Here is an 11,304-nt window from a genome sequence, read left to right as displayed (position 1 = left end):
CTTCATCGTCGACATAGAGCAGGCGGGTGTTTTTATCCATCAGCTATTGGTCTCCCTTGGCGCTGAGTTATTTGGCCTTACGGGCGTATCCCCTTGCGGCAGGCGGGGCGTTTTCCGTTCATCGAAGGGGAGGATCAGGGTGAAGGTGGTGCCGATACCGACCTTGCTGGCCACATCGACCCGCCCATGGTGACGGGTAACAATTTCATAAACAATACTTAAGCCCAACCCGGTACCGACACCGATTTCTTTGGTGGTATAGAAGGGTTCAAAGATTTTTTTAATTTTTTCCGCGGGGATCCCGCTGCCGGTATCGTTGACGGCTATGTAGATGTATTCATCCTCTGTCCAGGTGTTGATGGTGATGGTGCCACTGTCTTCGATCGCCTGGAGGGCGTTGATCAACAGATTGAGGAACACCTGGTTGATCTGGCTGGCGTAGCAATAGCGCAGAGGCAGATCACCATAGTTCTTTACGATCCTGATTTTTCCACGCAGTTCATGGCGGATGATGGCCAGGGTGCTGTCGATACACTGATGCAGGTCGGTCAATTCGTGCAGCGGGCGTTCCTGCCGCGAGAAGATGCGCAGGCTTTCAACGGTCTGGCTGACACGGGTGGTACCGTCGCGGCATTCCGTCAGCATATTTGGTAGTTCCGTCAGCATGGTGTCGATCTGGAAGTCGTGGCGCCCTTTTTGATAGGCAGCGATCAGTTCGCTGTCGCCACGGCGCTGGATCAGGTCCAGTTGCAGGGCAAAGAACTGGTTGAGCCGCTGCAGATAGCGGTCAAATATCGTCAGATTGTGGCTGATAAAGCCGACGGGGTTGTTGATGTCGTGGGCAATGCCCGCTGCCAGCTGACCGATGCAGGCCATTTTATCCTGGTGCAGAATGGTTGCCTGCTGTTCCTTGAGCTCATGGTAGGCGGCTACCAGCGACTTGCGACTGGCCTCGAGTTCGCGATTTTTTTTAGCCAGTTCGCTGGTGCGCTCGATGACCCGGTCTTCAAGGTATTCGCTGAATTGCTGCAGTTGCTGTTGGACTTTTTCGCGTTCACGGATTTCTTCCGTCAGTTGACTATTGCTTCTTTCCAGATGCCGGCTCTGTTCGAGCAACTGATCGGTACTGGTGTTCAGCTGCCTGCCGGCGCGCCCAAGAATGTTGAAGGCGAAGACAAACAGAGCCAGGCTGATGAGCAGGCTGAAGCCGACAATCCGCAGCATAAATGTGCGAAATAAATGGATACGCTCGGTAACGTCAACGACCATCAGCAGGCTGCCGATCTGGTTTTGTCCGGCATCAATCAGCGGGAAACGGCTCAGCCGATACAGGTTCCCGTTGATATTTTCGGCCCGTTGGTTGCGCACATTGGTCGCTGCTTCATAGATAGCGGCGAGATCATTCGCCGGCAAGTTCAGTGTGGATTCGGAAATGACGCTGTTGGCTAAAAGGTTCCAGTCTTTCTGTCTTGTGTGCGGTTTAAATTCGGCTTCCCAGTCTTGCTGGTCGAGGTGACGCTTGTCGATGATAATCATGATGTCGACGTTGCTGATTTCCTTGATCTGGCGAATGATCGCCATGATTTCGGTTCCCAGTTCAATATATCCGACCGTTTCTCCCTCAATGACCCAGGGATAAACCAGGCGTTGAGCGAGAATACCCACTTTTCCCAGTTCCAATCCTGATGTCGGCACCCCGGTTTCCATGGCCCGCTGCAAGGAAACTCTTATTTTTCCTGGAGACATGTCGTCGGGGCGATAAGCCCTGATGAGAATGTTGCCTTGTTGGTCACGAAAGTAAAGCTGGTCGATCTGGAGGGTTCTTTGCAATTGGAGAAAGGCCTGATGGGCATGCTTTTTCAGGGTGTCAATATCTTTATTGCGTACGGCTTCCTGAAAACGAACCCGATCGGCAATGATTTCTGCGGCGGAAAGCATGGCCTTTGAGTCGCGCGCCGACAGTCCGCTAAAAATCGAGCGGAACTGGTGATAGCGCCCTTCCATAAAGGCTGCTTCGTCCAGTTGACTGATATGATAGCTGGTCAGGACAAAGGCGGTTATCAGTACCAGAAAAGTCAGGCTTAAGGGGATCAGCACCAGCCTCTGTAAATTGTATTTTTCCATTTTGTCCCGCTCAGTTACCGGAGATGTCGGCTGAACATGCGACCAGCTTAGGGTGTTGATGGGTAAACAATACCGCCCGGCAGTGTCTGCAGGAACGATCAGTCACGGCTCAAGCGGTGCTCACGATAGGAGTAGAATACACTAATTTCTCGCCAATATCCCGTCAATACGATTAGTGCCCGCCAAAATTTTTCTGAATCTCCGGCGGTGCCGGTTCGAAATGGGAAAACTCCATGGTAAAGCTCCCTTGCCCCTTGGTGGCGCTGCGCAGTTCGGTCATGTAACCGAACATTTCGAGCAAGGGTACGCCGGCGCGGATAAGGTCCTGACCGGGGCGCGAGGTGATCCCTTCAATCCGGCCACGCTTCTGGTTGAGACTGCTCATGACCCGGCCGGTATAGTCGGATGGCGTGGTCAACTCCAATGCCATGAGCGGCTCCAGCAGGGTCGGGGAACTATCCCTTAGCGCCTGATAAACAGCACGCGAAATAGCGGCGGAAATACCCAGATCGGTGACCCGGTGGCTATCAAAAGGGGCGGCGATCAGGGTCAGAGTCAAATCGGTCATGGGGTAGCCCGCCAGCGGCCCGGATTGACAGGCCTGTACCAGCTGCTCGTTGATCCGTTGTGCCATATCCGCCGGCCAGGGGGCAAGTACCGGTGCCGGAATGTCGATGGTGAGCCCTTGTTTGCGCGGCTGCGGGTTGAGGCGGATGGTGACTTCGCCGTAGTGGGTTTTGCCGTCGATCTCGCGCTCAAACTGCTCGTGGTGCTGACAGGCACAGCGGATGGTTTCGCGGTAGACGACCTGCGGCCGGCCGGTCTGGGTGTCAACGCCGAAATCGGTTTTGAGGCGCTGAACCACCACTTCGAGGTGGAGTTCACCCATGCCGGTGAGAAGAAGCTGGCCGGTTTCCGGGTCTTCCTTGACCTTGAAGGTGGGATCCTCCCATTGCAGCTTTTCCAGGGCCGGGGGAAGTTTATCGCGGTCAGCTACGGTTCTGGGTTCAAGCGCCAGGGAAACCACCGGTTCCGGGAAGCTGAGACCGGCCAGTTGTAAAGGCAGGGCCGCCGAACTCAAGGTGTCGCCGGTCAGCACCTGCTTTAAACCGGTAGCGGTGACAATATCTCCGGCAGCGGCTTCGGCGATCCGTTCACGTTTGTGGGCATGCATGCGGAACAGGCGGGCAATCTTTTCGTCGCCGCCGGTACGGCTGTTGTGCAGCACGTCCCCCGGGGCAATGTGACCGGAATAGAGGCGCAGGTAGGTGAGTTTACGCCCTTCATCGGCCAGTACTTTGAACGCCAGGGCACAGACCGGGCCGTCCGCAGATGTTTCCAGCAATAGCTCGGCGCCGTTCGTCAGCTGTTTTGCCGGCGCCGGCGGGGCATCGAGGGGGGAGGGGAGCAGGGCGCAGATCATATCGAGGAGCGGCTGGATCCCCTTGTTGCGCAGGGCTGAGCCGAGGAGCACGGGGAACAGTTCGCAGCGCAGTACCCCGCTGCGTAGGGCGGCAAGGAGGCATTGGGGCTCAACGACTCCAGCATCGAGGACAGCGGCGAGGATGGTGTCATCAAAATCAGCCGCCGCCTCGAGGAGCAGTTCACGCTGTTGCTGCGCTGCGTTAAGGTATTCCTCGGGAATCGGTGCGACTAACAGGGACTGTCCCTGCGTTTCGCTGTCAAAATAGATAGCCTGCTGGTGGATCAGATCGATCACGCCGACAAAATGTTCTTCGCTGCCGATGGGCAGTTGCAGCAGCACCGGACGGGCATGGAGTTTGTGCTGCAGGGCGGCGAGGACCTGTTCGTGGTCGGCACCGATGCGATCCATTTTGTTGATCAGGCAGATGCGCGGTACCTGATAGCGGTCGGCCTGGCGCCACACCGATTCACTCTGCGGCTGAACGCCTTCAACCGCGCTGAAGACGGCAACGGCCCCGTCAAGGACGCGCAGGGAGCGTTCTACCTCGATGGTGAAATCGATATGGCCGGGGGTGTCGATCAGGTTAAAGGTAAAATTGTTCCACTGGCAGCGGGTGGCGGTCGCGGTGATGGTGATGCCGCGCTGTTGCTCCTGCTCCATCCAGTCCATGACCGCCATGCCATCGTGGACTTCACCCATCTTATGGATTTCGCCGGTATAAAACAGAATACGCTCGGAAACCGTTGTTTTGCCGGCATCGATATGGGAAATAATACCGAAATTGCGGATCTGTTCAAGTTGTGGACGAATCATGCGTCACCTTTGATGCTTTCGCAAAAAGTATCCGGTTAGCCGGCTAAGCAAAAAGCGCCAAATGCAAGGCGCGTGTTTGTTGAGCAATGAGGCGTACTTACGTACGTCGAAGCAGCGAAATAAACGCAGCAACGCGGCAGTTGGTGAGTTTTTGCGACGCCATCACCTTTGGCGGTTTAAAAATGGCATTGCAGGCGTTGCAGGGTTTCCGGGTCGACATTGTTGTCTTTGGCATAGCGCGTTTCGATCTCCTCGATCTGGAAATAGTCGAGCCCGCTGTTGCTGAAAAAGTCTTCACGCAAGGCCTGGTTCGCGGTGGCAATGATGTCCGGCAGGAGTTGCTGCAGATAGAGATGTTCCATCTGCAAATCGTGAATAATTTTCAGGAACAGCTGTTGATTCAGCCGGATGCTGAACATGCTGGTGCTGTGGAGCTCGTTGTTTAGTGCTTCGTAGAGCACATCCTGATCCTGATTGCTGAAGATATCGATCGGGTTTGCTTTCAGCCAGTCACGGGCAGCAGCCAGGATGCTGCGAACCTGTTGTTCTTCGCCACTGATATAGTGTAATTCTTCATGGAGTTTTTTGGGGCGCATGCTCCCGGCCGCAACGGCACTGATCCCCTGCTTCAGCCGGGACAGTTTGAGCCGTCCGAAATGCCCCAGATAGCGGTTTTTTTTCTGATCGTTTAAAAACAGCTGTTCAAACAGGCCGGCGGCAATCTTGTTGAATTGCCGGTACCTGTGGAGCAGCTGAAGAATGATGAATTCGCCCGGAAGATGATTGTCGAGAAACAGGATCCGGTTAATGGCTGTGGTTGTTGTGTCAAGGTCGTCCAGCAGGTGGTAAAGGTAGTTAAAGCAGTGCGATCCCTTGATTGCTGAGCGGTATTCCTCGATTAAGCGGTCAACGCTGTTATCGTGCCGGTCGTGGGCCTGACTGCGGCAGAGAAGAAGTTGGGCCATCTGACCATTGTCGAGGGGCTGCCGCGCCGGCAGCTGGTTCAGGAAATGGCGAGTGGTGCTGAGGTAATGCGGTTCGGGTGAAGCTGAATACAGCCTGCCGGCAGAGCAGCGATCCAGGGTCGACAGCAGTATTTCGGGGATCTCGCAGCGCAGGGCCATGGTCTTGATGCGGGATAGCTGTTGCTGCTGGGCGCTGGAGATGCGCCCCTGATTGGCGCAGCTGAGCAGGAGTTTGCGATAGCTGTCGGCAATCCGATAGTTGTCGCGATGGCGATAGATGACATCGAGACGGATCCGCTCCCGTTGGCGGGGAGGGATGTCGAGGTTTTCCGCCAGTTCGTCCAGCGCTTTGCTGCGGATGGCGGCCATGTCCCGTTGTGGGTAGTACAGGTTGCGGTTTTCCTGTTGATAGTGGCGGTTGTGCGCGTGGCTCAGGCGCACCAGGTAAAGGGAACATTCGGGTGGTAACAGGGCCAGGATTCGGCTGGCCAGCCGGGAGTCCTCACATTGTCCGGGCTCCGGCAGGCGCTTGAGGGTTTTACCGAGCAGCCGCAGCAGGGTCTCCTGGCGCGCTCTGACGCTGTCGCCGTCCAGACCATGAAGAAAGAAGAAATAATTATGGATAGCGTGCCCTTGATGGAAAACTTCGTTGTAATCCAGGGTGGTTTGATTGTAATCAGTGAATGTCAGCCGGCCGTTGTCATTGATTGCGGCACCCGGAATGGTGAGTCGATTAACCACCCCGTCCCTGGTCAGATCGGCAGCGGGTAATTCATCGCCAAACATGTACTCGCACAGGGTTGCCCCTGTGCCGCGCCGGCTGATCCGGTCAGGGGTCAGGACCAGCTCGTTGCCGGGGGAAAAAAAACGGACCTTCCGGTCTTCAATGGCGTAAAAGTGGTGATGGTCGAGCCGGCATCCGACCGCCGTAGCATAATATTCGACCCGGGAATTGATGTATCCGTGCAGGCGCAGTTCAGTTTTCATGGCTGGGTTCGTATGGGTGGTTCAGGGGTACGGCAAAGGAAAAGCGCTGGCTGTCGTAGGCAAGGTTGATACCCTGCGGTAATTCGGTATCGTGACGGGGGTGGTCGACATCATGGCTCAAATGGGTCAACAGGGTCTGTTTTGCCCCGATCGATTGGGCTATGGCAACCGCTTCGGGAATGTTAAAATGGGTCGGGTGGGACCTGAAACGCAGTCCATCCAGAATCAGCAACTCCAGATTTTCCAGCAGGGCCAGGGAGTCAGCGGGGATAGCGTTGCAGTCGGTCAGGTAGGCGACCGGGCCGCAGCGGTAGCCGGTGGTCATCTGCGCACCGTGCTGCAGGGGGATGGGGATAATCTCCAGACCAAACAGCGTCATCGGCCCGTTAAGGGGATGCAGCGTGAGTCTGGGAACATACCCCGGCGGCTGATCCTGATTAAAGATATAGCTGAAGTTGTTGCGCAGGCCGGTCAGGGTTGCAGGGTCGGCATACAGGGGAATGGGCTCTGCCCCCGGCCTGTTGAAGCCACGCAGGTCATCGATGCCGTGCACGTGGTCAGCGTGGTAGTGGGTATACAGGACAGCGTCAATGTGGCGAATGTCTTCGCGCAGGGCCTGTTGACGCAGATCGGTAGAGGTGTCGATGAGCAGATTGTGGCCGGCGTAGGTAAGCAGGGCGCTGCAACGGGTACGCTGGTTGCGGGTGTCGCGGGAGCGACAGACCTCACAGCGGCAGCCGACCACCGGTATTCCGCTGCTGGTTCCCGAACCGAGTACGACAATTGTCAGGGTCGTTGACGGCATTGGTGTTTTGTCCCTGATATCAAGAAAGAAGGCAATTTGTCAGGCATTTGGCCAATTAATCTAGCACTTTGATTCAGTATTGCACAAGGACTGATTGGCGATGACCAGTGACCAGTGACCAGTGACCAGTGACCAGTGACCAGTGACCAGTGACCAGTGACCAGTGACCAGTGAACAGTGACCAGTGACCAGTGACCAGTGAACAGTGAACAGTGAACAGTGAACAGTGACCAGTGAACAGTGAACAGTGACCAGTGAACAGTGAACAGTGAACAGTGAACAGTGACCGGTGATTGCTGCGGAGGTGTGGTGAAAAAAGAAGAAGCAGAGATGAATAAGCTGTGTCGCAGCTGCATCCGCACCTGCAGACAGCCGGAAGCGATGTTATTGCTCTCTTGTCCGCGCTATAAAAAGCGGCCATTTGAAGCGCAAGATGTCCGGTTTAAGCAGGTTGAATTGTTTGATGACAAGTGAATATCAGTCGATCCGGTCAAGGAAATTTTTGAGCAGCGGAATGAACTTCTCCGGCTCAACGAGGAAGGAATCGTGACCGTAGTCGGATGGGATACAGTGGTATTCGACCGGTTTGTGTTGGCGCCGCAATTCGTTGACGACTTCTTCGGTCTGTTGCGGGGGGTAAAGCCAGTCGGAGGTGAATGCAAACCACAGGGACGGACAGCAAAGATGGCTTAATGCCTCATGAAGTGAATCAAAGTTCCAGGCGATATCGTAAAGGTCGAGGGCCTTTGCCAGGTAGAGAAACGAGTTGGTGTCAAATTTGTCAACAAAGGTGCCGCCGTTGTAATTAAGATAGCGTTCAATCTCGAATTGACCGAAAAAATCGAACATCCCGTCGCGCACGGAAAAGCGTCGATCAAACTTCAGCCACATCGAAGCATCAGACAAAAAGGAGATATGGCCAACCGCGCGTGCCAGAGCGAGGCCATCGCCGGGGGGGTGTTCGATGGGGTAGTTGCCTTTTTTCCACAGGGGATCGTTGTAGATGGCCTGCCGCGCCAGGGCGTTAAGGGCGATGGCCATCGGGGAGGTGCGGCCGGTACCGGCAATGGGGACAATGGAGCGCACCAGGTCGGGGTAGTGAATCCCCCATTCGACCGCCTGCATAGCGCCCATGGAGCCGCCGATGACGGTTTTAATACTGCTGACACCGAGCTGATCGAGGAACAGTTTCTGGGCGCGTACCATGTCGCGTACCATCAGTACCGGAAATTTAAGGCGGTAAGGTTTGTCGCTGCGCGGGTTGATGCTGGCCGGGCCGGTCGAGCCTTTGCAGGAGCCGATGGTATTGCTGCAGATGACAAAATAGCGGTCGGTATCCAGCACTTTGCCGGGACCGATCATATTGTCCCACCAGCCCGGTTTGCGATCTTCCGGGGTGTTATAGCCGGCGGCGTGGGCGTCACCGGTCCAGGCATGGGCGGCAAGAATGACATTCGACGCATCGCGGTTCAGGGTGCCGTAGGTTTCATAGGCGATGGTCAAGGGGCCGAGCAGACGTCCACTCTCGAGGCGTAACTCGGTGTTGATTTCTGCGTATTTGGTTGTTACCAGGCCGACGCTCTGTTCCAATGAAGCATCCCTTTTGTTAGTTAGTGCCCATCCGCAAACTCCGAGGGCTAAGCGGCAAGTTTCTGATTGGTAAAACCGGCAACAAAAAAAGCCCTCCAGTTATGGGAGGGCCTTTCATGATAGCGGGAATCCGTATCGTCAGGCGCCGTCCCCATCTGTCCCGGCGGGCTTGCCGTCTGCCGGGCAGGAATTGGCACCATCTGGTTCACTGCGAACCCGGTTGCCGTGGTTTCATCGGGCCTACTCCCTCCACCACTCGGGATAAAGACGTGCATCTCTTTATTGTTTCAAGGCTTTATTGTTTCAAGGACTCTAGCGTACCGTAACTTCGCTTGTCAATCGTTGCCGGCGTCGCAAAAAGTCCGCCCTACGGCGTTACGGCGTTTTTTCAGGACCTTGACATACTCTATGTATGCCTGCGCCCCTGAAAAACCACCAGGCCTTGTAGGACGAAATTTTTGCTTAGCCATCCTATGGCTTTTTGCGAGTGCATCAATTGTTGCCGGCGTCGCAAAAAGGTTCCCGGGGGTGATTCACTGCTTGTCAAGCGCTGCGAGTTTTTCCTCCTGACGACGGACGATATCAGCGATACTGTAGCGCAATAAGACGTTGGCGAGTTCCTGTTGTGCCTCTTCCCAGACTTCATGAGCGGCACAGAAGATATCACGGGAGCAGAATTCCGAATCGATCAGGCAGTGGTTGAGTTTGAGGTCCCCTTCCTGGGTTTGAAAAATATCGAGCAGGGTGATATGTTGCGGATCTTTCGCCAATAAAAATCCGCCGCCGACGCCACGCTGGGAACTGACCAGGCCGCTTTTGATCATTGGTTGCAGGATTTTGGTTAAAAAGGCGGGGGATACGCCCTGGGTCCGGCAAATATCCTTTTTCAGAACCACCTGGTTGCGGGGTTGCTGCGCCAGGTAGATGATGGTTCTGATGGCATATTCCGTTGCGCGTGTAATGACCACTCGATGATCCTCCCAAAAAAAGATCCATGGATTTGTGTATGGTTGTTTTTTTGTCTAGGGACTACTGCTATAATTACCCGATTACTGTTGTTGCTGTAAAGAAACTTAACCTTAATAATTGAGGTATCTGTTCAGCACCGGGTCGGGAATCCTATGTCAAGGGACCCTTTTCGTCATCCATGACCGCTTGTTGTCGCCGTCCATAGCGACAAACACCCTTGCCACAGGAACCCCGACCCGGCGCAAGGATAGAGCTGAATATTTACTAATTAAGTTTACTATCGTGATTGTAACCCACTCTCGTGTGCCTGTCATCGGTCGATTTGCTCCCAGCCCTACCGGCCCCCTCCATTTCGGCACCCTGGTGGCTGCGGTAGCCAGTTATCTGCCGGCTCGCCGAAGCGGTGGTCAGTGGTTGCTGCGGATTGAAGATCTCGACCCGCCACGGGTTGTTGCCGGGTCCGCCGCTGCGCTGCTGCTGTTGCTCGAAGAATTGGGTTTTGAGTGGGATGGCCCGGTCGCTTACCAAAGCACGCGGTTTGAGCGTTATCAAAACATTCTCGAGGAGTTGCGCTATCGGCAATTGGTGTTTGATTGCGGCTGCAGTCGCCGTGAGATTCTCGCCAGTGCTCCACATCCCGGTGAGGAAGGCCCGATCTATCCGGGGACCTGCCGCGAAGGGGTGCGAGGTAACCGGCGTGAACGCTCAGTCCGTCTGCGGGTTGAGGATCGCGACATTCACTTTGTTGATGGCATCCAGGGAGAACAACGCCAGAATCTGGAGCGTGAGGTGGGCGATTTTGTCCTGTATCGCGCCGATGGTGTTTTTGCCTACCAGCTGGCAGTGGTGATCGATGACATGGATGCCGGGGTGACCCAGGTGGTTCGCGGCGCTGACCTGCTGTTTTCGACGCCGCGCCAGATCCGGCTCTATCGTTGTCTCGGGGCTGAGCCGCCGGCCTATTATCATCACCCTCTGGTGCTGGGTGCTGACGGGCAAAAACTGAGTAAACGTGACGGTGATTATACCCTGATCAACCAGGTCAATGGTGCCGTTCAGTTGTGGCGGGCTCTCGATTTTCTTGGTCAGACCCCGCCGCCGGAACTGGTCGATGCAACACCACAGGAGGTTTTGGGCTGGGGGCTTGAGAACTTTTCCATTGACTGTATCGGGCGGGAAAATCGGCCACTGCATTTCTGATTGGCTTTGTTTTTCGGCAGAATGAGGTTATTCTTTGCTGTGAGGGAAGGTCCACGATCCTGCGGCAAGGTTTCAGCTGATGGCGTTGCAAAAACTCACCAACTGCTACGTTGCTGCCATTGCCTCACTGCTTCGACGTACGTAAGTACGCCTCATTGTTCAATAATGGCGCGCCTTGCATTAGGCGCTTTTTGCGTAGCCATCTAACCGGATGGTTCTTCGAAAGTATCATGATTTACTGGAGTTTAGAATTTCGTGAGTGGAGAATGAAATGAAAAGAATGTTTTTTGTAATAGTTGCCCTGTTGTTCCTTGGTGCCTGCAGCAGCGGGTCCTACAATATTCCCAAGCGTGAATATCAGTCGCGCGTACAGGTGCTGGGGGTGGTGCCGATTCTGGTCGACAGCAGACCGATGAATTATCCCG

At 55.1% G+C, this 11,304-nt stretch carries 9 protein-coding genes and 1 riboswitch; of the genes, 3 read left to right on the top strand and 6 right to left on the bottom strand.

Annotated elements, in window-relative coordinates; all coding sequences use genetic code 11:
- Positions 1-39: 39 nt before the first annotated feature.
- The 4 genes from AC6F7T_RS12665 to AC6F7T_RS12650 form a co-directional block, all read right to left on the bottom strand.
- Positions 40-2,124, bottom strand: a complete 2,085-nt coding sequence (locus tag AC6F7T_RS12665; protein WP_500719373.1) for an ATP-binding protein — start codon at positions 2,122-2,124, stop codon at positions 40-42.
- 172 nt (positions 2,125-2,296) lie between these two features.
- Positions 2,297-4,363: an elongation factor G gene (gene fusA, locus AC6F7T_RS12660; protein WP_500719371.1), complete on the bottom strand. Its 2,067-nt coding sequence runs from the start codon at positions 4,361-4,363 to the stop codon at positions 2,297-2,299.
- A 176-nt stretch (positions 4,364-4,539) separates the two neighbouring features.
- The gene (locus AC6F7T_RS12655; RefSeq protein WP_500719369.1) at positions 4,540-6,315 is read right to left on the bottom strand and encodes a TIGR04442 family protein; all 1,776 of its coding nucleotides are present in this window, start codon (positions 6,313-6,315) and stop codon (positions 4,540-4,542) included.
- Positions 6,305-7,120 (bottom strand): GPMC system MBL fold metallohydrolase, encoded by an 816-nt coding sequence (locus tag AC6F7T_RS12650; protein ID WP_500719367.1) that lies wholly within the window; start codon positions 7,118-7,120, stop codon positions 6,305-6,307. The genes AC6F7T_RS12655 and AC6F7T_RS12650 overlap by 11 nt, the downstream gene beginning before the upstream one ends.
- 309 nt (positions 7,121-7,429) lie before the next feature.
- On the opposite strand from AC6F7T_RS12650, the gene AC6F7T_RS12645 reads away from it, so the two are divergent.
- Positions 7,430-7,594 carry a hypothetical protein gene (locus AC6F7T_RS12645; protein ID WP_500719365.1) on the top strand — a complete coding sequence of 55 codons (165 nt, stop codon included), beginning with the start codon at positions 7,430-7,432 and terminating at the stop codon, positions 7,592-7,594.
- Between the two features lie 3 nt (positions 7,595-7,597).
- On the opposite strand, the gene metX is transcribed toward AC6F7T_RS12645, so the two are convergent.
- Both metX and AC6F7T_RS12635 read right to left on the bottom strand, forming a co-directional pair.
- A complete protein-coding gene (gene metX / locus AC6F7T_RS12640) occupies positions 7,598-8,710 on the bottom strand; it encodes a homoserine O-acetyltransferase MetX (protein WP_500719363.1) in 1,113 nt (370 codons plus the stop codon).
- 148 nt (positions 8,711-8,858) lie between these two features.
- Positions 8,859-8,978: riboswitch (SAM riboswitch) on the bottom strand.
- A gap of 265 nt (positions 8,979-9,243) precedes the next feature.
- Positions 9,244-9,678, bottom strand: coding sequence for an Rrf2 family transcriptional regulator (locus AC6F7T_RS12635; protein ID WP_500719362.1), 435 nt, complete (start codon positions 9,676-9,678; stop codon positions 9,244-9,246).
- 280 nt (positions 9,679-9,958) lie between these two features.
- On the opposite strand from AC6F7T_RS12635, the gene gluQRS reads away from it, so the two are divergent.
- Both gluQRS and AC6F7T_RS12625 read left to right on the top strand, forming a co-directional pair.
- Positions 9,959-10,879, top strand: a complete 921-nt coding sequence (gene gluQRS, locus AC6F7T_RS12630) for a tRNA glutamyl-Q(34) synthetase GluQRS (RefSeq protein WP_500719377.1) — start codon at positions 9,959-9,961, stop codon at positions 10,877-10,879.
- Between the two features lie 271 nt (positions 10,880-11,150).
- On the top strand, positions 11,151-11,304 hold a 154-nt coding region (locus AC6F7T_RS12625; RefSeq protein ID WP_500719375.1), incomplete at its 3' end, for a lipoprotein.

Source organism: Pelovirga sp. (assembly GCF_059864205.1).
This window is presented reverse-complemented; position numbering and strand designations above follow the sequence as displayed.

Excerpts from the sequence above, each read along its gene's own strand:
- fusA (WP_500719371.1), bottom strand. The coding sequence starts at position 4,363 with ATGATTCGTCCACAACTTGAACAGATCCGCAATTTCGGTATTATTTCC.
- AC6F7T_RS12650 (WP_500719367.1), bottom strand. The coding sequence starts at position 7,120 with ATGCCGTCAACGACCCTGACAATTGTCGTACTCGGTTCGGGAACCAGC.
- AC6F7T_RS12655 (WP_500719369.1), bottom strand. The coding sequence starts at position 6,315 with ATGAAAACTGAACTGCGCCTGCACGGATACATCAATTCCCGGGTCGAA.
- AC6F7T_RS12665 (WP_500719373.1), bottom strand. The coding sequence starts at position 2,124 with ATGGAAAAATACAATTTACAGAGGCTGGTGCTGATCCCCTTAAGCCTG.